Raw genomic sequence first — 25496 nt, forward strand, 5'->3', positions numbered from 1 at the left:
ATTGGAAAATCAATTGTTAAAGAAAAATTGGATTAAAAAAAGATTAAATAATATTGAAAAAAATAATTTAGAATTATTAAAATTTAAGTTTTTAAAAGAAACTATTTCAACAAATAGTGTTTATTTTGATAGTCCTTTACATTTTTTAAAACGAGAAAATTATTCAGATTATCAAATACATAATGAAAATAATACTATTATTTTTAAAATAGAAGTTAATATACAAAAATTATATGATGATTGAAGAAAAGGAATGAATAATTTTGCTTGAGATTATATTTTAAGTAAAAAATATATAAATATTAACACTGAATATAGAGGCTTTTATGTAATCTGTGTATCTTTGTTTTACAAAGTACTAGTTTAGATTAATTCTATCTTCAAATTTTATCATAAAATGAGCAATTGCTGTATTTCAATTTTGAATGGGCATTGTTCATTTTTTTGTTATATTTTCAATTGCTAAATAAAATATTTTAAAAACTGCCATATCATTAGGAAAAACTTTTTTATTTCTGATAACTTTTCGTAATTGACTATTTACAGATTCAATAGCATTTGTTGTATAAATCACTCTTTTAATTTCTGCAGGATAACTAATAAAAACAATTAAATTATCTCAATTTTTATATCAAGATTTAGCAATTTGAGGATATTGTTTATTTCACTTATTTTCAAAGGATTCTAAAGCCTGCATTGCTTGTTCTTCACTACATGCAGTATAAATTGGTTTTAAATCTGCAACTAGAGATTTTCTATGCTTATATGAGACATATTTCAAACTATTTCTAATTTGATGAACTATGCATAATTGATGTTCTGTTTTAAGATAAACTGATTGTATTGCTTCTGACATGCCTGTTAAATTATCACTGCAGGCAATAAGAATATCATTTAAGCCACGATTTTTCATTTCTGTTAAATTTGCTAATCAAAATTTAGCACCTTCATTTTCACTAATTCATAAACCTAAAACATCTTTTTTACCTTCTAAATCAACTCCTAAAGCTATATAAACTGATTTATTAATAATCCTTTTATCTTGTCGTACTTTCACTATTATGCAATCAAAATAAACAATCGGATAGACACTTTCTAATGGTCGATTTTGCCATGCTTTTACATCATCAATAACATCATCAGTAATTTGACTAATAACACTTTCACTAATATCAGCACCATGATATAACTCTTGTAATTGCATTCTAATATCTGATAATGTCATACCTTTTGCATATAATGAAAGAACTTGTTGATCAAAACCTTCAAATCTTCTTTGTCTTTTTGCAACTATTACAGGATTAAAATTACTATTGCGATCTCGTGGTACATCAATTTCAATTTTACCTTGTTGAGTTATTAATTTTTTGAACTTATACCATTACGAGCATTGTCACTATTACTATGTTGATTCTTATCATATCCTAAATAATTTTGCATCTCAGAATTCAACATTTTTTCTACTAATCTTTTTGTTAATTCTTTATACAATCCTCCCTCTTTAAAAACTGTTGTTAAATCTTCAGTATTTTCTAATAATAAATCTACTGCTTTTGATATTGGATCATTATTATTAATATTTTGCTTTTTAGCCATCTGTAACTCACTCTTTCTAGTCATTTAATTATATTTACTAGAATTAATTAAACATAGTTATTTTTGTAAGTTACACAGATTACTAAACATTACCAATAATTTATTTTATCTTTTATTTAAAGAAAATTAAATTATAACTAGACTTGAAATACGCCCTTCATTTAGATTTATCACCATCTAAGCCCATTAATATAAAACATCTTTGAAATATTTCATTTCAATCACTTTGATTTAATGTTCTTTTAATTCTTGTAGTTTCCATATCACGAGAATTAGTAATTAATACTTCTGCTTCAGTTTTTTGACTTGTAGTATCATTTACTGGACTATATCCACTATCTTCAAATGCTTTATCAATAATAAATTGTATAAATTCTGCATATTTATCTAATATTGGACTACCTTGTAAAATAGCAATTGGTGGTGTTCCACTAGTACTTCCTAAACTTCTTAAATTTGCTTGTAAAATAAATTTACCTATTAATTTTTTTAAATCAAAAGCAGTTTTAGATTGATTTATTTCTTGTTCAGTAATATCTAAAAATACACGAGTAACATTATATTCAAGTTCATGTTCAATTGATTCAAATGTTTTATTTAATAATTTTTGTAATTTTTTAATTGGATTCATATCTGGATAATAATCACCAATAACTCCACCAAAGAAATTCTTTTTAGGTAAATTTTGCATAAATTTAACTGGAATAATACCTAAATTATGTTTTTCTATTAATGGTAATTGTAAATCTTTACTGAACTTGTCAAGAAAAGTGGACAATAAAAGTAACCTTTTATTAAATTTTATAAAATAGCGTTTGTAAGTGTTAAATTTATAGGTATGAAGTAATTATTTGTTGGTTTGGAATGAGCTAATCGATATTCGATTGGACTCATTCCTTTTAATTTTATTTGAGGTCGATAATTATTATAAAAGTAAATATATTTAGGTAAGTTGTCTTGTATTCATTCAATAGTTCTATTTTTTCTTGGAATTTGATATAGAAATTCTGTTTTCATTGTTCCAAATCAAGTTTCAGTAGCACCATTATCACAGGAATTACCTCTTCTAGACATTGAAATTTTTATTTTTAATTCATCACATAAAATTTTATAAGAAGGATTTGTATAGTGAAATCCTTGATCTGATTGTAAAATTCATGAAGTAGGTTTTTGAGCATTAACTCAAGCTTGGATAATGTTTTGGACAACAAATGTCATGTCTAAACTTGCACTTATTTTATAATCTAATATTTCATTATTATGAAAATCTTTAACAATTGATAAATAATATTTTACCATTAGTTAATAAATAAGTTATATCAGTACCTAATTTTTCATTTAAATTAGTAGTTGAAAAATCACGTTTTAATAAATTATCATATCTTAAACTTCCTGATTTAGTTCTATAATCAAATTTTTTTATGCGAACCTTAGCTTTTAAACTCATATTTTTCATATATCTATATACAATATGAAATTTTAATTTTAAATTATAAATTTTGTTAATTCATAAAGTTATCATTTTATAAGCATAAATTTCTTGAAATTCATAAAAAATATTTTTAATTATATTAGCTAAAAATGTATCTCATTTATTAAATTCATTCATTCCATTCTTAATTCACTTATAATATCCTGATTTTGAAACATTTAATAATCAACATAAATAACTAATCTGATATTTTTTCTTCAATGAGAAAATCACAAAATATTTCTTCTTTTTTGTCGATTTTTCTAAATACTTTTTTATATCGTTCATTGCCTCAATATATTCAATTAATTCTTGTTTTGTCATTTAATTAAAATTTAAAGATTTGGGTCGACCTGTTCTTTTGGTTTTTTTAGCACGAATTCCATTGCCATATTCTAAACCTTTTTCACCTAATAATTTATATGCTTTAATTCATTCTTTTATTGATGATCGACCAATACCATACTCTAATGCGGTTTTATCAATTGTTTTAATTTTACTTATTTTTATTATTTTTAACTTTTCTTCTTTTGATAGTCATTTAGCCATAAAAAAATGAACACCTTCCTTAAAGTATTTTTAACACAAAGGTTACAATTCTGTGTCTACTTTATTCTAGATGTTCAATTCTTCGGATTCTATTTTATTAATTAATAACTGAATAGTATCAATTGAACCTTTTAATTTATTTAAATAAAATATATCTTCTTCTTTTTTGAATTGTTCTAAATAATGCCCCAAAAATATATTTAATGAACAAATTAAATTTTTCTTATATTCATTAAATTCTGCTTTTTTAAAATCTGCTTTTAATTTTTTTATATTATTTAAATGCTCTTCTGTTATTTCTTTACTACGTTTTTTATTATATTCATTAATAATTTCTTGGTCTTTAACAGAAAATATTTTTTGTTTATTCATATTTATATCTCCTACTTAATCTAACATTTAAAATACAGTCATAACAAATTGCTTTATTATTTTTGTCTCTTAAAAAGTTTTGTCTTATTTTTATATCATTAGTATTAAAGAATAAATAATCTAATTTATGTTGTTTACATGTTCAACAAAAATACTTTTTCATTTTATTTACCTACATTTTCTTGTCTTTTATCAATAATATAATCAATGATTATATTTCTATAATTATTAAAATGAGTTTTACATAATCCTAATTTTGTATCTTTTTTAATTGAACAAACATATATTTCTTGCTTACTGTTGTTATTTTTACAACCATAAATATCACAATATCATATTCATTCATAATCATTACTCATTATTAAATTACCTTACTTACTTTCCTAATATGTTCTGTTGCTTCTAGCATAAAGAACATATATTTTGATTTTTAGATTATTAATAATACTACTATTCGTTTTATTAATCCCAACAATTCTGGGCTCAAAAATAAATTGTGAAATTTTAAAAAGAAATCGAGGCATTCGATTCAATATTTATTTAATTTGTGTTAAACAAATTAATATTTTAATTGAACCGGCACCGCTCAATTTTTTTTATAAGTTTGAAATTTATTTTCTCGCCCAAAAAAATTTTCAAAAGAAATAAAAAATAAAACCAACACTTGCTCACTGGGGAGTGGCAAGGTTGGTTAAATAAAGAATAGAATTAATACAACAGGTCCCTACAACAGGTCTATATATACTAGTTTCCAATTCGCTCCCACCCCAAGAATTACCATTACTGGTTAGTATATTTTATTAGGTATCACTCCACTTTTTATTTATCCATGCAAGTCCACATGCTCTAGCTACTATTTTTAACAACTGTGTTGTAGTTCACTTTTTTAGTTCCCTAACACTTGTTGATAATAGTGTTAAAGAAGATTATTAATTATTAACTTTCTCCTACTTGGTCACTGCGTGTAGTAGATATTTAAAGTGTGTTAATAATAAAAATTTTAAAATTTTACAATTACAAAAAAAAGACAAGATTTTTATTCTCGTCTTTTGTCATTTATTTTTAATTTAAGGGTTTAAAAAAGAAAGGAGCTATTTTTAAAACTTTTTAGTTATCGACATCTTCGACACGCTCCCAATAATTTTTATAAAATTTGATAATAATAACTATTATAATATTTTTTTCTTATTATTTATGTTGAAAATAAACTCTAAAAATATTATTAATTATTTATTAAAAATTGGTTTAATACTATTTTCAACCAAAATTATAAAAAAAATATTGGATAATATATTGTCCAATATTTTAAGTTATTAATAATTATTTTATGACTTATTTACTATTAAATATTCATAAAATAGAGCCAAACGCCATGATAATATGTGGTAAAGCATTAATATAAGTTCATGTTGACTTATAATCTACATCTTTGCCAACAAATAAACCAATAACTATTATAACTGAAAGAAATGATATAAATAGTGCTCATAGTCTTGATCATAATCCGTGTTTAACTGAAAATGGTATTAGAATATAAATAATACCTATTATAACTAATGTAGCTCCATTTTCATTTCAGCCATAGAAACTATAAGTTATAACTCCCGCTGCATACAATAAACTAAAAACAATAATTCATACAGCACTAATTAGCATTAATATTTTAGGTAAAGTTAATAACTTAAGACTTTTCATTTTTTTCCTCCTTAAATATTTGTTTTACATTAATTGTGATTTTAGTATTTTTTTAAGATTATTAATATCATCAATTGTAACATTTTCTTTTGTCCTATTAATTAAAAACCCTTTTTCACGAATATATTTTGGAATAATATGAACATGATAATGAAATACTTCTTGAAATGCTTCGCTACCATTATTAGTTAAAATATTAAATCCTTTAATTTCGGGAATAGTTTTTATTAGCAAATTAGCAATTTTATGAGTTGTGATACTAACATCGCTCACTATTTTAGGTGTAGTATCAATAAAAGTTTCAAAATGTTGCTTTGGAATTACTAGAATGTGTCCTTTAGTTACGGGATTGATATCCATGAATGCTGCTGTATTTGTATCTTCAAAAATTAAGTTATTTGTATCTTTAATAATTGTACAAAAAATGCATGCTTTATTTGTCATATATTTCACCTCAACTTACTTTATAAGTATAACTTAAAATATTAAGTATTATTATGGATAAAACTCTTTTACCTTATTTCAAAACTCTTCTTCATATATATTATTTTTTGGAATATATGTTGGAAATAAATTTTGGGCAGCGATTTTAAAGTTTTCAGCTGCTGGTGAATCTTTAGTTGCAGAATCAGTAGCAGATATAGAATATAACATTTGTCAGAATATATTTCACTTTGTTTCTTGGGTAATAGTGCTTTCCTTACCATCAGCTCTTATATACTTAGAGAAATCTGTCTTAAGACTAGCATTACCACTAATGTTTCATGAATGAATTAAATTACTAATTTCTGGAACTCAGCCTTCGTTTTTATTACTTAAAAAACTAAAATCTAAATTTTGTAGAAGGTTTAGGAAATAAATAGGAGCAGAGTAAGTAAATGTAGCAATATTATTATTCGTAGTGTAATGTAATCCACCATTAGATACTCAACCTGCAGCCAATTGATTATTAGTTGCAGTACTTAAGAAACCATTAGCACCAAAATTAGGATCAATTTCACTAATAGTTGAGGCATTACCGCTTGTTAATTGAGTAAAAAAATCAGAATTTAAAGTTTTTCCTTTTCCTGAATCATCATCTTTAACAATTGACTTTCACTTTGGAGGTTCAGAAGGACTACTATTTCATTTTTTATCAATGCTTTGCGCATTTGCTAAATCAGTAGTAAAGTTTCAATTTACATTATAGTTACTCTTTTGTCAACCAGTAGTATCTTGTAATTGACTTATGTAAAGGTTATTTGTTTGGGTTGAAATTATAGGTTTACCTGCTTCATTATCTTTAATATCAACAATATTGTCTAAAATATAAGACATTGTAAATAAAGTTTGATTTAATGCTGGTAAAATTTCATATTGATAATATTGTTGATAACGAAAACGTAATCATCATTGGAAACGTTTTAAATATTTTGAATAAGTTGGAATATCAGTACCAGAAAGACTTTTTTGTGTTTTATTAATACCAGCACTACTATTTCATTTTTTAGCATCATTTGGTAATAATTTACCAATTTCATTACTATAATTGTCATCTGGATGTTTAGCAATGGCAGCTAATTGTTCATCAAAAGCAGCATCTTTATCACCATAATCTTTATATAAACTATCAGGAGTAAATATTTGATCAGGATCATTAACTTTACCAGTATCTTTATTTTTTTCTTTATAAAAATCTACATTTTGATAATTAAATTTACTTGTACCATCCTGATGTCAACTTTGATTTTGAAATAATAACTCATTATTATCTGCTGCTGATACTTTATCTAGTGAATTAGCTGTATTAATACCACTTAAGTACTTTTGAGTTAATAAACTTAATCCTAAATCATCTTTAAGTTTTATAAAAGCTTTATTGGCTTCTTCCATTATTGCAGTAGTACCATCTGCATTTTTTGTGTCTTCACTATAATGAAGTTTCTTATGAAAAAATTCATAAAATTTTTGCTGAGCAATTGTTCCTTCAACATCTTTTAAAATAAAATCAAGACCTTGTGAATAAGTATTCTTAAACTGAGCAGAAATCGTTTCATTAAAATTTATTCCTAAAAAATTAAATAATACACGATTTTTATAATCATCAGGAATTTTACCACTAGGTAAATTACTCATATCACGTTCACTATCACAAGCAACTAATAATAATACAGGGCCAGATAAAAGAGTAACTGAAGTTAATAATGGTAAAATCTTTTTTATCTTTTTCATTTTTTATACCTCCCGTCTAAGAACTAATGATACTTGGATCATATCATCATAATGTTCGTTTCCCAACAACATCTAGATAATTAGCAATATTAGTATCCATACGAGCAACTGGTGCATCTTGTGTAAAGCCATCTCATGTATTATTAGTTTTTATAATATTATCCTTAAATGTTGCATTAATATTAATACCTTGTCTATTGTTTCAACGATTTTCTTTAGTTTTATCAAATCAACTTTTCATTTTTTCAACAAAGCTATTAATTTTCGTATCAGTTGGATCAAGAGGACTTGAACCAAATATATCCTGTAAATTTCAATGAATTAAACTCGAGTTATTATTAAAGTATAAATTATAATCTCATCAAGTTGCATCACCAAGGCTACCAGTACCTCCAGTAAAGGCTGTTAATGCATCATTTAAATTAAAAGTAAGAGTTGTATTTGGAGTATATTTTTGTAGTAAAAAACCAGTTTGTAAATAATCAAGATAAGGAGAATCAGATAATCCACCTGGACGCTCAGATAACGATGCTAAGTCTTTTCACTGATAAGTATCTTTTCTATGATTTTTAAATGTTTTAATTATATTATAAGTTGATTCATCGCTTTTAGGTTTGTCTTGCTGTTGATATGTGATACCTGGCGTTTGAATAAAATGAATACCACCAGTATCAATAAAAATGCCAACTCCAGGTCCATTATTAACTGCAGCATCAGGAAGTTGTGGTCCTTTTATATCTTTCATATAAACTAAATCATTATATTGGCTAGTACCATCTTTACCTTTATCTTTAATACTATCACGGTCTATATAAGGAATTAAGTAATCTAAACCCTTTTCCTTGTCAGTTGGTGAAGTAAATTGTGTTAATTTATATGGTTGAATACCATCAACATTTTTACCAACACCTTCAGCACTAGTTACATAACGATATAAGTAATAATAAAAAGGACTATTCTCTTGTGAAGATTTAGTAATATCCATTAATCCTAAATCACCAGTTTTACTAACATCAGTAGTAGCGGCCCCTTTTTCTTCAGTGAATGTTTGATCAAAACCATTAGTTCTAATATTCTTTAAAATTTCATTAATTTTAGTTTTATTTTGAGAAAACTGAGAAGCACTAATCTTTTCTTGTAAAGGTTTAGCAGTAGAATCAAAAGGAATAACAATTTGACGAGTTCAAATTAATTCTTGATTTCTTAACATTACTTTAGCTATTTTAGATTGATTATCACTTAATAAGCCATCAATAGTATTGTATGAATCTGTTTCATAATTACTATCATTCTTATCATCACTAGTTTTTACAACAGGAAGACTAATATTAACACCAGTTCATGTTTTAGCAGCTTTAACAGCAGCATCTAATTGTTTAAAATCGGTAAGATCAGGATTTAAACTATTGGCATTAGCAACAACTCAAATTTTGCTAGAATATTTACCAGCATCAGTAATACTTGTTTTACCATTAATGTACTGTTGTACACTATCATAAGTACCATTTGGATTGTTTTCACTCTTTACTTGTTCTCATAAATCCTTTAATCAAATATTAATTTCATTTTGATTGTAGTATTTATAATCCTTATAATTACTAGTAACATAACTACGTTGAATAATACCTAAAGCACTCTTTTTTAAAATATTATCAATGTAAGTATTAACATCATCATCGCCCAATACTTTCTTTCATTGTTTTTCTCATGAACGACCATATTTTGCTTGTAATGATTTTATTTTATTTTCCATCTCAGATTGAGCTGCTGTCAAAGCAGCAAGATAATCATCTTTATATTCTGGAGTATTTTTTAAAATTGAAAGATTAATATATTGATTAATATCAGTATATAATGTTTTACCTCATCCACTATTGGGATTATTTAATAAGTAATTAAAAAAGGTGTCAGTCGTAGTACTTGTATCTATAAAAGCACTATTTCAGTCGAAAACATTAGTTGTGCCTCTTTCATTTGAAATATTACAAGCTATAATAGACATAGTTGATGTTGATGATAACGTGAAAGCTGCAACTAAGGCAAGAATATTGTGCACTTTATTCACTCCTTTTAATTAAATCTATAGCAAAAAAAGATTTTTTAATTTATTTTACTAAGATATCTTAACATAAAATTTATATTTAAGGGATAGTTTTTTCTAATTAATTTTAAAATGAAATAACTAATTACCAATTATTTATTTTAAAAAATTTAAAATATTAATTTTTTTAAATATTATTACTTTATAGTGCACAAATAATATTTTATTCATTTTTTAATTTTAAGAAAATTAGCACAAAATTAAGTGTATAATCATTAGTATAAGTATATTATATTTGGTGTAATGATATAGGAGTAAATATGAATAAAAAAATAAACATTAATGATAATACCTTTAAAACTGATTTTCCCTTTTTTAAAAATAATCCTGATTTAGTTTATTTAGATACAGCGGCTTCTTCACTAAAACCACAAATAGTTATTGATGCTGTTAGGGATTATTATGAAAAATATTGTATTAATCCACATAGTCAAGATTATCAACTTGCTGTTAAGGGAAATGATATATTTGAAGATACTAGAAAAACAATTAGTAAATTTATTAATAGTAACGAAAACGAAATAGTTTTTTGTCCTTCAGCAACTTTTGCTTATAATCAAATTGCTTTTGGCTTAGAAAAATATTTACAAGAAAATGATGAAATTTTATTAACCACTTTAGAACATAGCTCATTACTCTTACCATTTTATCGTTTGATACAAACTAAAAAAATTAAAATAAAATTTATTGAAACAAATAAACAAGGAGTCATTACTGTTGAAAATTTAAAAAAATTTTTAACACCTAAAACTAGAATAGTTGCTTTTGCAAATATTAATAATTCTTTAGCAATAGAAAATGATACTGAAACATTAACTAATTTTATTAAAGAATATGGTAAAAAAAATGTTAAAAGTGATAATTGAATTTTTAAAAATATTTTAGTAATAATAGATGGTGCACAATCAATAGGACATATAAAAACCGATGTTAAAAATTGAAATATTGATTTTTTTGGATTTTCTGGTCATAAAGTTTTTGGTCCAACTGGAATCGGTGTCTTTTGAGGAAAAAACGAATGATTAAATATGCTAGATCCACTAATATTGGGTGGAGGCATGAATGGTGATATTTATGAAAATGGTAAATTTAACTTATTAGATAGTCCTTATCGTTTTGAAGGTGGAACACAAAATATTGCGGGTGTATTTGGGCTAGGTGCAGCTATTAAGTATTTATTAAACATTGGTATTGAAAATATTAGAAATCATGAAATTTTACTAAAAAAATACGCAATTGAACAATTAACAGCGCAGTTAGGAAATAACATTGAAATTTATAATATTGATGGCAATAGTAGTAACATAATATTTAATATTAAAAAAGTATTTGCACAAGATGTTGCTAATTTTTTAGGAACACAAAATATATGCGTACGCAGTGGAACTTATTGTGTTAAATTATTACCTAATATAATTAACGCTGAAGTAACAATTCGTCTTAGTTTTTACATATACAATTGCAAAAAAGATATTGACTTATTAGTAATAGCTTTAAAAAAAGGGATTAATGAAGGAGGAGATTTTTTAAATGAATTCTTTTAATAACAATCAAGACTATTATCGCAAACTAATTGTTGAACACTATAGTAATCCAAAAAATAAAGGTTTTAAAAATTTACCAAATAGTTTGACATATCATCAAAACAATGAATCATGTGTTGATAATTTTCATGTTGAAATTTCTATTAAAAATAAAGTTATTAATAGCGCACGCTTTACTGGAATTGGGTGTGCTATTTCAACTGCAGCAACCGATCTTTTTTGTATTTTAATTGAACGTAAAACAATATCACAAATAAAAGAAATTATTATTAATTATCAAGCAATGTTATCAGAAAAGCAATTTAATGATAAAATAATTGAAAATATGATTGCTTTTAAAAATCTACCAAGACAGCGTAATCGAATTAAATGTGCCCTTATTGGTATTAATGGTATTAATAAAATAATTGAGAAAGAATGTGAAAAAAATGGAAATGGAAATTAAGGATAAAATTAGTTTAAGAACCATTTATTTAAAAAAATTAAAAAATGTTTCTAAAAATAATTATCAAAAGTGAAATAAAATTATTTTCAATAAATTTAATGAATCACATTATTTTAAACAAAATAATGTATTTGCTCTTTATAATTCCTTACCATATGAAGTAGAAACTAAAGAAATTATTGAATTATTATGAAAAAATCTAAAACAAGTTTGTTTACCAAGAATGAATGGTGAGCATTTGGAATTTTACTTTATTAATAGTTGAAACGATATCGTATTTGATAATGATTTTAAAATTGGACAACCAAGTTTAAATTGCCAAAAAGTTATAGGAAGTCAAATTGATTGTATGTTAGTACCATTGATTGCTTTTGATAAAGATTATTATCGTATTGGTTATGGTAAAGGTTTTTACGATCGTTATTTATCTAAAAATAAATTTAACTTTAGTAAAATAGGACTTGGTTTTGCTATTCAAAAAATTCCTTATATAATTAATCACGATAATTGAGATATACCATTAGACTATATTTTTACTAATTAATATTTTAATCTAAAAATTAAATACACTAATCAATAAATAAAAGATAGTTTAATTAATCAAATTATCTTTTTTTATTTTTATTGTATATTCATTTTTTTAATTATAGACTTAAATTAAGATTTACTTAGAATAATTATTTTAAAAAGACTAAAACTACTCATTAGTTTAGTTTATACACACTTGAATTTTATAAAAACTGAATCAATTAAAATTATTTTATATTTTTTATCAAAATGAATCCAAAAATAAATAATAAAAAATGATATTTTTAGTAAATCTTAATACTAAAAAATAAATATTTCTAAAAAAATAATGAAAAAATATGGATGGGTTACACTTTATTGGACACTAATTACGTAGACAAGTGAACAAATTAGTTAAAAGAAAGGAACTATAATTATGGCCAATATTAACTCATATTCAGATGAATTTAAAAACAAATAGTAGCTTTATATCAAAGTGGTAAGTCAGTGTCTTGTCTTGCTAAAGAGTACAATGTTACAAGAGCAGCTACTTATAATTGAATTAAGCAATTTACTAATTCAGGTAGTTTTAAAACTAAAGATAATCGTTCTGTTGAAGAAAATGAATTAATTAAATTAAGAAAAGAATTAAAACAGTTAAGAATGGAAAATGATATTTTAAAGCAAGCAGCACTAATAATAGGCAGAAAATAGAGATTATGGTTGAAAATAAATCTAAATATAAAATTCGCACAATGTGTCGTTTTTTAAAAATTTCTAAATCAACATATTATTTTAAATTAAAGAAAAAAGAAAATAAAATGCAAAATAATATTTATGAACAAGCTGTTATTAGTGCTTTTAAAGAAAATAAAGAAGTTTATGGTACTAGAAGATTAAAAGTCAGTATGGAAAATAAAGGTTTTCCTTTATCAAGAAGAAAAATTAAAAAAATTATGAATGAACATAATTTAATATCAAAATACACGAAATTATCATTCAAAAATAATCCTGAATTGTAAATATAAATGGGACAAATGGGACAGTTTTTAAAGAGGCTTTTGTAATCTGTGTATCTTTGTTTTACAAAGTACTAGTTTAGATTAATTCTATTTTCAAATTTTATCATAAAATGAGCAATTGCTGTATTTCAATTTTGAATGGGCATTGTTCATTTTTTTGTTATATTTTCAATTGCTAAATAAAATATTTTAAAAACTGCCATATCATTAGACTTTTGGGACTTTCCTAAAAACTGTGTTTTTTAAATAAATTTTAGTTGTAAAATCACTAAGTTACACAGATTGCTGGAAAGTCCCAAACTTCTGATAACTTTTCGTAATTGACTATTTACAGATTCAATAGCATTTGTTGTATAAATCACTCTTTTAATTTCTGCAGGATAACTAATAAAAACAATTAAATTATCTCAATTTTTATATCAAGATTTAGCAATTTGAGGATATTGTTTATTTCACTTATTTTCAAAGTATTCTAAAGCCTGCATTGCTTGTTCTTCACTACATGCAGTATAAATTGGTTTTAAATCTGCAACTAAAGATTTTCTATGCTTATATGAGACATATTTCAAACTATTTCTAATTTGATGAACTATGCATAATTGATGTTCTGTTTTAAGATAAACTGATTGTATTGCTTCTGACATGCCTGTTAAATTATCACTGCAGGCAATAAGAATATCATTTAAGCCACGATTTTTCATTTCTGTTAAATTTGCTAATCAAAATTTAGCACCTTCATTTTCACTAATTCATAAACCTAAAACATCTTTTTTACCTTCTAAATCAACTCCTAAAGCTATATAAACTGATTTATTAATAATCCTTTTATCTTGTCGTACTTTCACTATTATGCAATCAAAATAAACAATCGGATAGACACTTTCTAATGGTCGATTTTGCCATGCTTTTACATCATCAATAACATCATCAGTAATTTGACTAATAACACTTTCACTAATATCAGCACCATGATATAACTCTTGTAATTGCATTCTAATATCTGATAATGTCATACCTTTTGCATATAAAGAAAGAACTTGTTGATCAAAACCTTCAAATCTTCTTTGTCTTTTTGCAACTATTACAGGATTAAAATTACTATTGCGATCTCGTGGTACATCAATCTCAATTTTACCTTGTTGAGTTATTAATTTTTTTGAACTTATACCATTACGAGCATTGTCACTATTACTATGTTGATTCTTATCATATCCTAAATAATTTTGCATCTCAGAATTCAACATTTTTTCTACTAATCTTTTTGTTAATTCTTTATACAATCCTCCCTCTTTAAAAACTGTTGTTAAATCTTCAGTATTTTCTAATAATAAATCTACTGCTTTTGATATTGGATCATTATTATTAATATTTTGCTTTTTAGCCATCTGTAACTCACTCTTTCTAGTCATTTAATTATATTTACTAGAATTAATTAAACATAGTTATTTTTGTAAGTTACACAGATTACTAAACATTACCTTTTTAAATAATTGTATTAAGTCTATTGGGCTTTTATAAGATAGTGATTTTCTGGGTGTAGAATTAATTTGAAATGCTATAGCATTTAAGTCTTTTTGTTTATATAAAGATAGATCTGTAGATTTTGGTAAATATCTTCTTAAAATACCATTATTATTTTCATTTAAACCTCTTTGACAAGGTTTGCCACGATCTGCAAAATAAATCTTAACATTGCAAATTTTTTCGATTAATTTTCATTTATTAAATTCTTTACCACGATCAAAAGTAATAGTTTTAACTGTTCCTTTTTGTAACTTTGAAATAAATTTTATTATACTTTTTGTAATATTTTCTGCTTTATGATTTTTAGAAACTAAAGGAATTGTGGTTTTTGATCATATATCAGCTAAAGTAATAATAGAACTTTTATGATCTTTACCAATGATAGTATCACCCTCTAAATGACCAAATTCTTGTATATTTTTAATATTAGGAATGATTAAATTTCTTTCATGAATAGATTTACAATTATTAATTCGTCCTCTAGTTTCTTTTCGTTTATGAGGTTTATTTTTTCCTTTTCTCAATAAGTTATTTTCATCAAAACCCATTCGATTTGTTTTAAACATGTTATATAAAGTTTTTGTTGAAATACTTTTTATTTTATTTTCCTTTAAAAAATTAGCAATTATATCAAGTGCATAATTTTTAGTAATTAACAAATAATTAATAGTATTAATTTCTGTTAAAGTTAAAATTATTAATTTTCTACCTGCATTTTGCTTCTTTTTTTGAATTTGATTCAATATTTCTAATGGTAATAAGTTTTGATTTAATAATCTGCAAACTCTATGTACAGTTGATTTACTATAATCAACAGCTTTTGCTATTTTACGAATTGAAAATTCATAACTTTTATATTCTTTTATTGCTATTATTGATTCAATAGTCAGATACTTATACATTGTGCTAATTCCTTTCTTTTCTTAATTATAGAATTAACACAATTTAATTTTTATATAAATGTCCTTTTTAATTTTACAATTCAGGTTTCATTATTATGAAAATCTTTAACAATTGATAAATAATATGTTTTACCATTAGTTAATAAATAAGTTATATCAGTACCTAATTTTTCATTTAAATTAGTAGTGAAAAATCACGTTTTAATAAATTATCATATCTTAAACTTCCTGATTTAGTTCTATAATCAAATTTTTTTATGCGAACCTTAGCTTTTAAACTCATATTTTTCATATATCTATATACAATATGAAATTTTAATTTTAAATTATAAATTTTGTTAATTCATAAAGTTATCATTTTATAACCATAAATTTCTTGAAATTCATAAAAAATATTTTTAATTATATTAGCTAAAAATGTATCTCATTTATTAAATTCATTCATTCCATTCTTAATTCACTTATAATATCCTGATTTTGAAACATTTAATAATCAACATAAATAACTAATCTGATATTTTTTCTTCAATGAGAAAATCACAAAATATTTCTTCTTTTTTGTCGATTTTTCTAAATACTTTTTTATATCGTTCATTGCCTCAATATATTCAATTAATTCTTGTTTTGTCATTTCATTAAAATTTAAAGATTTGGGTCGACCTGTTCTTTTGGTTTTTTTAGCACGAATTCCATTGCCATATTCTAAACCTTTTTCACCTAATAATTTATATACTTTAATTCATTCTTTTATTGATGATCGACCAATACCATACTCTAATGCGGTTTTATCAATTGTTTTAATTTTACTTATTTTTATTATTTTTAACTTTTCTTCTTTTGATAGTCATTTAGCCATAAAAAAATGAACACCTTCCTTAAAGTATTTTTAACACAAAGGTTACAATTCTGTGTCTACTTTATTCTAGATGTTCAGAATTGTTACTGCTATCGATTCAAGTTGAATTTTAAGTTATACCTTAAATCGTCAATCACACTTTAAAAGCCAATCAGATGATCAATTAGTTGTTTGAATCTATGAATTACTTTCAAATAAGGAAGGAGATTATATTAAAAAAAGTATTACTGAATGTTCTGGCATGGAAATAGCTCAAGAGTGATTATATCATATTGGCGTTCCTGAAGAAGAAATCTTTCAACTTGCTAAAAACTCATGTAATGTGGTACCAGTTTATATGCCATTTATTACTTCATACTTTATGCCAAGAGAAATTGGTGATCGTCCTTTAGTAGTTCCGGAAGGTTCAAAAAATTTAGCATTTATTGGTAATTTTAGTGAAACTGAAGATGATACAGTTTTTACAACCGAATATTCAGTGAGAACTGCTATGAAAGCTGTCTATAAATTATTAAAGGTTGATAGAGGAATACCAGAAGTTTTTGCTTCAGCATATGATATTAGAGTACTATTGAATTCAACTCATATTTTATGAGATAAGAAAAAAATTAATGATATACAAGTTCCTCTCATCTTAAAAATTTTCCGTAGAGGTGCATTAAAAAAAACAAGGGAACTTTTCTAGAAGAATTACTTGAAAAATCAGGATTATTATAATAAATCCTAATATTTTTAATAGTATTTATAAAATAAAATATCTATATTAACTTACCATTTTAAGTATAAAATAAAGAAAAATATTAAAAAAAATTAGTAATATTGTTACAAGTAACATTCATTTCTTTAAAAATAAAGAAATTGCTAACAAATTTAATATTTTAATAATCTTTAAATTTAAAATCAATTAATAATTTCTTATTCTAATGTTTAAAAATTCATAAAATTAATATTATTAATTTTAACTTCAAGATTAAATATAATGTTATAATATTTTTATGTATTATTAAATTATACAAAAGAAAGAGGAATTAACTTATTATGAGTACAATTATTAAAAATGAAGAAAATGAATCAAATGTTCAACAATTTCAAGTTGGTGACATTATTACCGTAACTCCAACTGGAATAAAGGAATTTGGAGTTTTTTGTAAGTGTCCAAATGGATTTTCTGGTTTAATTCACATTAGTCGTATTACTCCTAAATTTGTTAAAAATATTAGTGATTATTTTACAATTGGTACATCAGTTAAAGCAGAAATAACAGGTATTGATCATACTAAACAACAATTAAGTTTAAGTACAAAGGAACAAGGATTAGTTGCAAAGAATAATTCTTCAATTGAAGAAAATGGTAAAGGATTTGCACCAATAAGAGAAACTGTTGATAATTGATTTAAAAAAGAAGAAAATAATTAAAATACTATTTTTCTTCCAAATAATAAAAAATATTGCCATTAAATAGCAATATTTTTTTTTTTCTTGCAATCTAAAATTTTTACAACTATATTTTTATTATAAATATTAAATAGTATTATTACGAATTAATATTTTAATTTTAAATACTATAAGGAGGTTATAGAATAGTGATAAAAACTAATTTAAAGTTTACTAATTTAGATATGAAAGAATTATCAACTTTATATCAAGAAAAAGTAACGGCCATTAACGCTGAACTGGAAAGTAATGCTAAAAATGAAGATGGTTGATTAGGATGAATTGATTTTCCATTTGCATACCAAAAAGACATTACTTTTCAAGAGTCTTGAAAACGAATGAAAACTCTAGCATTGAAGCTACAAAAAGAAATACAAGTTTTAGTAGTAATTGGTATTGGTGGATCATACTTAGGTGCTAGAGCAGGAATTGATATGGTGCAAGGTTTATTTAATAATACCGCTCCTGTTAAAGTAATTTATATGGGTAATACCATGAGTTCAACTTATGTTCACCAAGTTTTATCATATTTAAAAGATAAAGAATTTGCCATTAATGTTATTTCTAAATCAGGAACTACTACTGAACCAGCAATTGCCTTTCGTTTGTTAAAAGAACTATTAATTAAACAAAAGAAAAATAAGAATATTGTTAATAACAGAATTATCGCTACTACTGATAAAACAAGAGGAGTACTCCATGATTTGGCAAAAGAAGAAGGATATGAAAGCTTTGTTATTCCTGATAATATCGGTGGTAGATACTCTGTTTTAACTCCTGTTGGTATTTTTCCGATGATGGTAGCAGGAATTAACTGTGAAGAAATTATTGCTGGTGCGCAATTAGCAGCAAAAGAATGTAAAAGTGATAAAATTGATGTTAATGATGCCTATTTATATGCAGTTTCTCGCTATCATTTACATAAAACTAATAATAAAGCAGTTGAAATTTTAGTAAGCTATGAATTACAAATGCAAATGTTATGTGAATGATGAAAACAATTATTTGGTGAATCAGAAGGTAAGGATGGCAAAGGATTATTACCAGCTAGTGTTGTTTTTTCAACTGATTTACATTCAATGGGCCAATTTATTCAAGAAGGTTCAAAAATGTTTTTTGAAACAGTAATAAAAATCAAAAAACCTAATGAAGATATCAAAATTCCACTTGATAAAGAAAACAATGATCAATTAAACTATTTAACAAAACATTCTTTACATGAAATTAATAATATTGCCTTACAAGGAACTATTGAAGCTCATAGTGATGAAATAGTAGGAAAAACACCAAATATTTTATTAGAATGGGATACAATGGATGGCAAAATGTTTGGTTATGCTAGTTATTTCTTTATGAAGGCTTGTGCTTTTAGTGCAAAATTATTGGGTGTTGACCCATTTAATCAACCTGGTGTTGAAGTATACAAAAAGAAAATGTTTACATTATTAGGTAAAAAATAATTTCCTAATAATAAATTTCCTGAATTGTAAATATAAATGGGACAAATGGGACAGTTTTTAAAATAATTGTATTAAGTCTATTGGGCTTTTATAAGATAGTGATTTTCTGGGTGTAGAATTAATTTGAAATGCTATAGCATTTAAGTCTTTTTGTTTATATAAAGATAGATCTGTAGATTTTGGTAAATATCTTCTTAAAATAACATTGAACTTGTCAAGAAAAGTGGACAATAAAAGTAACCTTTTATTAAATTTTATAAAATAGCGTTTGTAAGTGTTAAATTTATAGGTATGAAGTAATTATTTGTTGGTTTGGAATGAGCTAATCGATATTCGATTGGACTCATTCCTTTTAATTTTATTTGAGGTCGATAATTATTATAAAAGTAAATATATTTAGGTAAGTTGTCTTGTATTCATTCAATAGTTCTATTTTTTCTTGGAATTTGATATAGAAATTCTGTTTTCATTGTTCCAAATCAAGTTTCAGTAGCACCATTATCACAGGAATTACCTCTTCTAGACATTGAAATTTTTATTTTTAATTCATCACATAAAATTTTATAAGAAGGATTTGTATAGTGAAATCCTTGATCTGATTGTAAAATTCATGAAGTAGGTTTTTGAGCATTAACTCAAGCTTGGATAATGTTTTGGACAACAAATGTCATGTCTAAACTTGCACTTATTTTATAATCTAATATTTCATTATTATGAAAATCTTTAACAATTGATAAATAATATGTTTTACCATTAGTTAATAAATAAGTTATATCAGTACCTAATTTTTCATTTAAATTAGTAGTTGAAAAATCACGTTTTAATAAATTATCATATCTTAAACTTCCTGATTTAGTTCTATAATCAAATTTTTTTATGCGAACCTTAGCTTTTAAACTCATATTTTTCATATATCTATATACAATATGAAATTTTAATTTTAAATTATAAATTTTGTTAATTCATAAAGTTATCATTTTATAACCATAAATTTCTTGAAATTCATAAAAAATATTTTTAATTATATTAGCTAAAAATGTATCTCATTTATTAAATTCATTCATTCCATTCTTAATTCACTTATAATATCCTGATTTTGAAACATTTAATAATCAACATAAATAACTAATCTGATATTTTTTCTTTAATGAGAAAATCACAAAATATTTCTTCTTTTTTGTCGATTTTTCTAAATACTTTTTTATATCGTTCATTGCCTCAATATATTCAATTAATTCTTGTTTTGTCATTTCATTAAAATTTAAAGATTTGGGTCGACCTGTTCTTTTGGTTTTTTTAGCACGAATTCCATTGCCATATTCTAAACCTTTTTCACCTAATAATTTATATGCTTTAATTCATTCTTTTATTGATGATCGACCAATACCATACTCTAATGCGGTTTTATCAATTGTTTTAATTTTACTTATTTTTATTATTTTTAACTTTTCTTCTTTTGATAGTCATTTAGCCATAAAAAAATGAACACCTTCCTTAAAGTATTTTTAACACAAAGGTTACAATTCTGTGTCTACTTTATTCTAGATGTTCACATTATTATTTTCATTTAAACCTCTTTGACAAGGTTTGCCAGGATCTGCAAAATAAATCTTAACATTGCAAATTTTTTCGATTAATTTTCATTTACTAAATTCTTTACCACGATCAAAAGTAATAGTTTTAACTGTTCCTTTTTGTAACTTTGAAATAAATTTTATTATACTTTTTGTAATATTTTCTGCTTTATGATTTTTAGAAACTAAAGGAATTGTGGTTTTTGATCATATATCAGCTAAAGTAATAATAGAACTTTTATGATCTTTACCAATGATAGTATCACCCTCTAAATGACAAAATTCTTGTATATTTTTAATATTAGGAATAATTAAATTTCTTTCATGAATAGATTTACAATTATTAATTCGTCCTCTAGTTTCTTTTCGTTTATGAGCTTTATTTTTTCCTTTTCTCAATAAGTTATTTTTATCAAAACCCATTCGATTTGTTTTAAAAATGTTATATAAAGTTTTTGTTGAAATACTTTTTATTTTATTTTCCTTTAAAAAATTAGCAATTATATCAAGCGCATAATTTTTAGTAATTAACAAATAATTAATAGTATTAATTTCTGTTAAAGTTAAAATTATTAATTTTCTACCTGCATTTTGCTTCTTTTTTTGAATTTGATTCAATATTTCTAATGGTAATAAGTTTTTATTTAATAATCTGCAAACTCTATGTACAGTTGATTTACTATAATCAACAGCTTTTGCTATTTTACGAATTGAAAATTCATAACTTTTATATTCTTTTATTGCTATTATTGATTCAATAGTCAGATACTTATACATTGTGCTAATTCCTTTCTTTTCTTAATTATAGAATTAACACAATTTAATTTTTATATAAATGTCCTTTTTAATTTTACAATTCAGGTAAATTTATTTTATTTAAAATTCTACTTTAATTAAATAACATCCTTAACAATAGTAATGCCATTTTTAAGCATTGAATATCATGCATATTGATTTAAAATATGAGCTGGATGCTCTGGTTGATCATAAGTATTTGTCATTGTCATCGGAACAATAACATTTACTTCTTTATTGTGCTGATTAAATCAAGTTTTACAACTAATAGCAAATTGATAAATACAAATATCAGTACAACAACCAACAATAATAATGTTATCCCATTGTAAATTTGGCTTAAAATCAAAAGCAAAAAAACCATTAGTACTATTTTTTTTAATAATCTTAATATTGTCAAATTTTAATTCTTCTACTAACTCTGATTCAATAGTATTTTCCAAACAATGACTAGGAAAAGTATGAAATTCGGGACTATGTTCATTATGAGCATCATTAAAAGCAATAACTTTAGTTTCATTAGTATTTACTTTTGCTAATAAATTTTTAATTGGTTTAATAATTGAATTAATATTGGGTGAAAATAAATTTCCTTTTTTAGCAAAGCCATTAACCATATCAACAATAAATATAATATTATGACCTTTTAAAGTTTTAAAATTTAAATTAACTGTTTTATCCAAAGTTTTATTTATAATTTCAATAAATGAATCATTATTTTTCATTATTCACCTCTATTTTTTAAAAATTAATCGTTTAATAATAAATCAAATTATACTACAGCCAGAACAAATTGGCATTAAGAAAATAGTAAAAATAATTCCTACTTTTAAAAAGAAAATATCTACTGTTATTCCCTGACTACTTTGATAGGTTAAACTATCAATTACACCATTTATATAAATAAAATTAAATCCATTAAAAATGTTTTCTATTTTAATACTTAATAACATAATTAACCCTAATAACAAAAATATAAAACCAGAAAAAAATAAAATAGTAATTATTTTTTCATCAAGAGGTAATTTTTTTCATCAATTTTTAGTTATCATTATTATCACCTATTTTTTTTAATTATATCATTGTTATATTACTGCTATAAAATAAATAAAAAAATTCTTACTTTAATGTTAAAAATAAGAATTTTTTAAAATTAATAAATCGCTATTTTTATTTTTTTACTACTTTTAAATAACAACTGTATCCAAAAATAATAAGACTTGTAAAAAATAAGATTGGAGTAGCAATAACCGCTAAGATTACTCCTATTTGTAACTGCTGTGAACATCTAGAATAAAGTAGACACAGAATTGTAACCTTTGTGTTAAAAATACTTTAAGGAAGGCGTTCATTTTTTTATGGCTAAATGACTATCAAAAGAAGAAAAGTTAAAAATAATAAAAAAAAGCAAAATTAAAACAATTGATAAAACCGCATTAGAGTATGGTATTGGTCGATCATCAATAAAAGAATGAATTAAAGCATATAAATTATTAGGTGAAAAAGGTTTAAAATATGGCAATGGAATTCGTGCTAAAAAAACCAAAAGAACAGGTCGACCCAAATTTTTAAATTTTAATGAAATGACAAAACAAGAATTAATTGAATATATTGAGGCAATGAACGATATAAAAAAGTATTTAGAAAAATCGACAAAAAAGAAGAAATATTTTGTGATTTTCTCATTGAAGAAAAAATATCAGATTAGTTATTTATGTTGATTATTAAATGTTTCAAAATCAGGATATTATAAGTGAATTAAGAATGGAATGAATGAATTTAATAAATGAGATACATTTTTAGCTAATATAATTAAAAATATTTTTTATGAATTTCAAGAAATTTATGGTTATAAAATGATAACTTTATGAATTAACAAAATTTATAATTTAAAATTAAAATTTCATATTGTATATAGATATATGAAAAATATGAGTTTAAAAGCTAAGGTTCGCATAAAAAAATTTGATTATAGAACTAAATCAGAAAGTTTAAGATATGATAATTTATTAAAACGTGATTTTTCAACTACTAATTTAAATGAAAAATTAGGTACTGATATAACTTATTTATTAACTAATGGTAAAACATATTATTTATCAATTGTTAAAGATTTTCATAATAATGAAATATTAGATTATAAAATAAGTGCAAGTTTAGACATGACATTTGTTGTCCAAAACATTATCCAAGCTTGAGTTAATGCTCAAAAACCTACTTCATGAATTTTACAATCAGATCAAGGATTTCACTATACAAATCCTTCTTATAAAATTTTATGTGATGAATTAAAAATAAAAATTTCAATGTCTAGAAGAGGTAATTCCTGTGATAATGGTGCTACTGAAACTTGATTTGGAACAATGAAAACAGAATTTCTATATCAAATTCCAAGAAAAAATAGAACTATTGAATGAATACAAGACAACTTACCTAAATATATTTACTTTTATAATAATTATCGACCTCAAATAAAATTAAAAGGAATGAGTCCAATCGAATATCGATTAGCTCATTCCAAACCAACAAATAATTACTTCATACCTATAAATTTAACACTTACAAATGCTATTTTATAAAATTTAATAAAAGGTTACTTTTATTGTCCACTTTTCTTGACAAGTTCATACTTCTTTAATGTATTACCTGCATTTGCTGGACTAAATAAAATTAGTCGTGGTTATCATACTACTAAATTTATTAAACTAGCAGAAAAAACTAAAACATTAGAGCAAATAGGTGTTAAAGAAGCAAAAAATTTACAAGAAATTATTAGTCAAGTAAGTGGAAAAGAAATTTTAACAGATAAAATTATTGGTAATAAACGTTATTTAATGAATTATAGTTTTACTCTTAATCGTGAAACAGTATTACGAGATTTAGGTTATGTTGTTGAAAGACAATATAAGAATAATTTTCAAAAATTAGAAGCACAAGAGTTAAAAGATTACTTATTATTACAAAATACATTAATAAAATTAAGTCCACAATTAACTCCTAAATTTAAGATTAAAGATATTGAAAAAGCAAATAATTTTTTAAAAAAATATAATACTGAATTAAAAGAAGTATTAAAAATGAATCAACATGATTGATTAAATTTAGTTCATACAATACATACAGAAAATAGATATGGAAAAACTTTAATTTTAGATTTGCAAAAAATTAGAGCTAATGCTATTAAATTTAATTTTAAAAATAGTTCAATTCATAAGATAGTTTTAAATGCAAATAAAATTTTTAAGTATTTTGATATTAGATTTTATTTAAAAAAAGGTTTAAATAAATTTTGAAAAGATACTCCATATTTTGAAAAATTAAGAGAAAGTATATATAAATTACAAGAAAAATTTGAAAAGTTAGAAAAACAAGCATTTGAAAAATGGGACTTTCCAGCAATCTGTGTAACTTAGTGATTTTACAACTAAAATTTATTTA

27 protein-coding genes and 5 pseudogenes are annotated in these 25496 nt (G+C 23.8%); 12 read left to right on the forward strand and 20 right to left on the reverse strand.

The features are described 5' to 3' along the window. Position 1 precedes the first annotated feature (1 nt). Positions 2 to 367: a hypothetical protein gene (locus ACQH20_RS03455; protein WP_425377524.1), complete on the forward strand. Its 366-nt coding sequence runs from the start codon at positions 2 to 4 to the stop codon at positions 365 to 367. Here the strand turns inward: ACQH20_RS03455 and ACQH20_RS03460 are convergent. The 12 genes and pseudogenes from ACQH20_RS03460 to ACQH20_RS03515 form a co-directional block, all read right to left on the reverse strand. Further along, positions 359 to 1596 (reverse strand): annotated as a pseudogene (locus tag ACQH20_RS03460) (IS256 family transposase). The gene ACQH20_RS03455 and the pseudogene ACQH20_RS03460 overlap by 9 nt on opposite strands. Positions 1597 to 1708: 112 nt before the next feature. Further along, on the reverse strand, positions 1709 to 2374 hold the full coding sequence (locus ACQH20_RS03465) for a hypothetical protein (protein ID WP_425377525.1): 666 nt from the start codon (positions 2372 to 2374) through the stop codon (positions 1709 to 1711). 23 nt (positions 2375 to 2397) lie between these two features. After that, positions 2398 to 2895: a transposase gene (locus ACQH20_RS03470; RefSeq protein WP_425377526.1), complete on the reverse strand. Its 498-nt coding sequence runs from the start codon at positions 2893 to 2895 to the stop codon at positions 2398 to 2400. Beyond that, the gene (locus tag ACQH20_RS03475; RefSeq protein WP_425377527.1) at positions 2867 to 3391 is read right to left on the reverse strand and encodes a hypothetical protein; all 525 of its coding nucleotides are present in this window, start codon (positions 3389 to 3391) and stop codon (positions 2867 to 2869) included. The genes ACQH20_RS03470 and ACQH20_RS03475 overlap by 29 nt, the downstream gene beginning before the upstream one ends. Further along, positions 3392 to 3616: a hypothetical protein gene (locus ACQH20_RS03480; RefSeq protein ID WP_425377528.1), complete on the reverse strand. Its 225-nt coding sequence runs from the start codon at positions 3614 to 3616 to the stop codon at positions 3392 to 3394. Positions 3617 to 3682: 66 nt separating this feature from the next. Next, positions 3683 to 3988 carry a hypothetical protein gene (locus tag ACQH20_RS03485; RefSeq protein ID WP_425377529.1) on the reverse strand — a complete coding sequence of 102 codons (306 nt, stop codon included), beginning with the start codon at positions 3986 to 3988 and terminating at the stop codon, positions 3683 to 3685. After that, positions 3981 to 4151 carry a hypothetical protein gene (locus ACQH20_RS03490; protein ID WP_425377530.1) on the reverse strand — a complete coding sequence of 57 codons (171 nt, stop codon included), beginning with the start codon at positions 4149 to 4151 and terminating at the stop codon, positions 3981 to 3983. Before ACQH20_RS03490 ends, ACQH20_RS03485 begins: the two co-directional genes overlap by 8 nt. Position 4152: 1 nt before the next feature. Continuing rightward, positions 4153 to 4347 carry a hypothetical protein gene (locus ACQH20_RS03495; RefSeq protein WP_425377531.1) on the reverse strand — a complete coding sequence of 65 codons (195 nt, stop codon included), beginning with the start codon at positions 4345 to 4347 and terminating at the stop codon, positions 4153 to 4155. A 973-nt stretch (positions 4348 to 5320) separates the two neighbouring features. Beyond that, positions 5321 to 5683 (reverse strand): hypothetical protein, encoded by a 363-nt coding sequence (locus tag ACQH20_RS03500; protein ID WP_425377532.1) that lies wholly within the window; start codon positions 5681 to 5683, stop codon positions 5321 to 5323. A gap of 24 nt (positions 5684 to 5707) precedes the next feature. Further along, a complete protein-coding gene (locus ACQH20_RS03505) occupies positions 5708 to 6127 on the reverse strand; it encodes an HIT family protein (protein WP_252318901.1) in 420 nt (139 codons plus the stop codon). Positions 6128 to 6178: 51 nt separating this feature from the next. Further along, positions 6179 to 7894, reverse strand: coding sequence for a hypothetical protein (locus ACQH20_RS03510; protein WP_425377533.1), 1716 nt, complete (start codon positions 7892 to 7894; stop codon positions 6179 to 6181). Between the two features lie 16 nt (positions 7895 to 7910). Then, on the reverse strand, positions 7911 to 9959 hold the full coding sequence (locus ACQH20_RS03515; RefSeq protein WP_425377534.1) for a hypothetical protein: 2049 nt from the start codon (positions 9957 to 9959) through the stop codon (positions 7911 to 7913). Positions 9960 to 10255: 296 nt separating this feature from the next. On the opposite strand from ACQH20_RS03515, the gene ACQH20_RS03520 reads away from it, so the two are divergent. From ACQH20_RS03520 to ACQH20_RS03540, 5 genes are all read left to right on the forward strand, one after another. Then, positions 10256 to 11539: an aminotransferase class V-fold PLP-dependent enzyme gene (locus ACQH20_RS03520; protein WP_425377535.1), complete on the forward strand. Its 1284-nt coding sequence runs from the start codon at positions 10256 to 10258 to the stop codon at positions 11537 to 11539. Continuing rightward, positions 11526 to 11984, forward strand: a complete 459-nt coding sequence (locus tag ACQH20_RS03525) for an iron-sulfur cluster assembly scaffold protein (protein WP_425377536.1) — start codon at positions 11526 to 11528, stop codon at positions 11982 to 11984. Before ACQH20_RS03520 ends, ACQH20_RS03525 begins: the two co-directional genes overlap by 14 nt. Continuing rightward, entirely contained in the window at positions 11968 to 12528 is a 561-nt protein-coding gene (locus ACQH20_RS03530) for a 5-formyltetrahydrofolate cyclo-ligase (RefSeq protein WP_252319030.1), read from the forward strand. Before ACQH20_RS03525 ends, ACQH20_RS03530 begins: the two co-directional genes overlap by 17 nt. A 470-nt stretch (positions 12529 to 12998) precedes the next feature. Then, positions 12999 to 13205: a hypothetical protein gene (locus ACQH20_RS03535; protein ID WP_425377244.1), complete on the forward strand. Its 207-nt coding sequence runs from the start codon at positions 12999 to 13001 to the stop codon at positions 13203 to 13205. Between the two features lie 5 nt (positions 13206 to 13210). Beyond that, a complete protein-coding gene (locus ACQH20_RS03540; RefSeq protein ID WP_425377537.1) occupies positions 13211 to 13513 on the forward strand; it encodes an IS3 family transposase in 303 nt (100 codons plus the stop codon). A gap of 71 nt (positions 13514 to 13584) precedes the next feature. Here the strand turns inward: ACQH20_RS03540 and ACQH20_RS03545 are convergent. From ACQH20_RS03545 to ACQH20_RS03555, 3 genes and pseudogenes are all read right to left on the reverse strand, one after another. Then, positions 13585 to 14898, reverse strand: a pseudogene (locus ACQH20_RS03545) (IS256 family transposase). Positions 14899 to 14955: 57 nt separating this feature from the next. Then, positions 14956 to 15939, reverse strand: coding sequence for an IS30 family transposase (locus tag ACQH20_RS03550; protein WP_425377538.1), 984 nt, complete (start codon positions 15937 to 15939; stop codon positions 14956 to 14958). Between the two features lie 175 nt (positions 15940 to 16114). Further along, positions 16115 to 16795 carry an IS3 family transposase gene (locus ACQH20_RS03555; RefSeq protein WP_425377539.1) on the reverse strand — a complete coding sequence of 227 codons (681 nt, stop codon included), beginning with the start codon at positions 16793 to 16795 and terminating at the stop codon, positions 16115 to 16117. A 6-nt stretch (positions 16796 to 16801) separates the two neighbouring features. Here ACQH20_RS03555 and ACQH20_RS03560 point away from each other — a divergent pair, with 6 nt between their 5' ends. The 4 genes and pseudogenes from ACQH20_RS03560 (at position 16802) to ACQH20_RS03575 (ending at position 19689) form a co-directional block, all read left to right on the forward strand. After that, positions 16802 to 16939, forward strand: a complete 138-nt coding sequence (locus ACQH20_RS03560) for a hypothetical protein (protein WP_425377540.1) — start codon at positions 16802 to 16804, stop codon at positions 16937 to 16939. Continuing rightward, positions 16875 to 17512: pseudogene (locus ACQH20_RS03565) on the forward strand (oleate hydratase); the annotation flags it as partial. The gene ACQH20_RS03560 and the pseudogene ACQH20_RS03565, both read left to right, overlap by 65 nt. 321 nt (positions 17513 to 17833) lie before the next feature. Further along, a complete protein-coding gene (locus tag ACQH20_RS03570) occupies positions 17834 to 18211 on the forward strand; it encodes a S1 RNA-binding domain-containing protein (RefSeq protein WP_425377541.1) in 378 nt (125 codons plus the stop codon). Positions 18212 to 18378: 167 nt separating this feature from the next. Next, positions 18379 to 19689: a glucose-6-phosphate isomerase gene (locus ACQH20_RS03575; protein WP_425377542.1), complete on the forward strand. Its 1311-nt coding sequence runs from the start codon at positions 18379 to 18381 to the stop codon at positions 19687 to 19689. Between the two features lie 57 nt (positions 19690 to 19746). On the opposite strand, the pseudogene ACQH20_RS03580 reads toward ACQH20_RS03575, so the two are convergent. The 5 genes and pseudogenes from ACQH20_RS03580 to ACQH20_RS03600 all read right to left on the reverse strand — a co-directional run. Then, positions 19747 to 19896 (reverse strand): annotated as a pseudogene (locus ACQH20_RS03580) (IS30 family transposase); the annotation flags it as partial. Between the two features lie 47 nt (positions 19897 to 19943). Continuing rightward, entirely contained in the window at positions 19944 to 21164 is a 1221-nt protein-coding gene (locus ACQH20_RS03585; RefSeq protein WP_281748226.1) for an IS3 family transposase, read from the reverse strand. 78 nt (positions 21165 to 21242) lie between these two features. Then, positions 21243 to 22040, reverse strand: a pseudogene (locus ACQH20_RS03590) (IS30 family transposase); the annotation flags it as partial. Between the two features lie 116 nt (positions 22041 to 22156). Then, on the reverse strand, positions 22157 to 22783 hold the full coding sequence (locus tag ACQH20_RS03595) for an isochorismatase family cysteine hydrolase (RefSeq protein WP_252318952.1): 627 nt from the start codon (positions 22781 to 22783) through the stop codon (positions 22157 to 22159). Positions 22784 to 22792: 9 nt separating this feature from the next. Further along, a complete protein-coding gene (locus tag ACQH20_RS03600) occupies positions 22793 to 23110 on the reverse strand; it encodes a hypothetical protein (RefSeq protein WP_174481009.1) in 318 nt (105 codons plus the stop codon). Positions 23111 to 23416: 306 nt separating this feature from the next. On the opposite strand from ACQH20_RS03600, the gene ACQH20_RS03605 reads away from it, so the two are divergent. Together ACQH20_RS03605 and ACQH20_RS03610 are read left to right on the forward strand one after the other, a co-directional pair. Next, the gene (locus tag ACQH20_RS03605) at positions 23417 to 24637 is read left to right on the forward strand and encodes an IS3 family transposase (protein WP_425377543.1); all 1221 of its coding nucleotides are present in this window, start codon (positions 23417 to 23419) and stop codon (positions 24635 to 24637) included. Positions 24638 to 24673: 36 nt separating this feature from the next. Continuing rightward, positions 24674 to 25471 (forward strand): hypothetical protein, encoded by a 798-nt coding sequence (locus ACQH20_RS03610; protein ID WP_425377544.1) that lies wholly within the window; start codon positions 24674 to 24676, stop codon positions 25469 to 25471. Positions 25472 to 25496 lie beyond the last annotated feature (25 nt).

This window comes from Spiroplasma endosymbiont of Aleiodes alternator (assembly GCF_964031135.1).
Classification (GTDB): domain Bacteria; phylum Bacillota_I; class Bacilli_A; order Mycoplasmatales; family VBWQ01; genus Spiroplasma_E.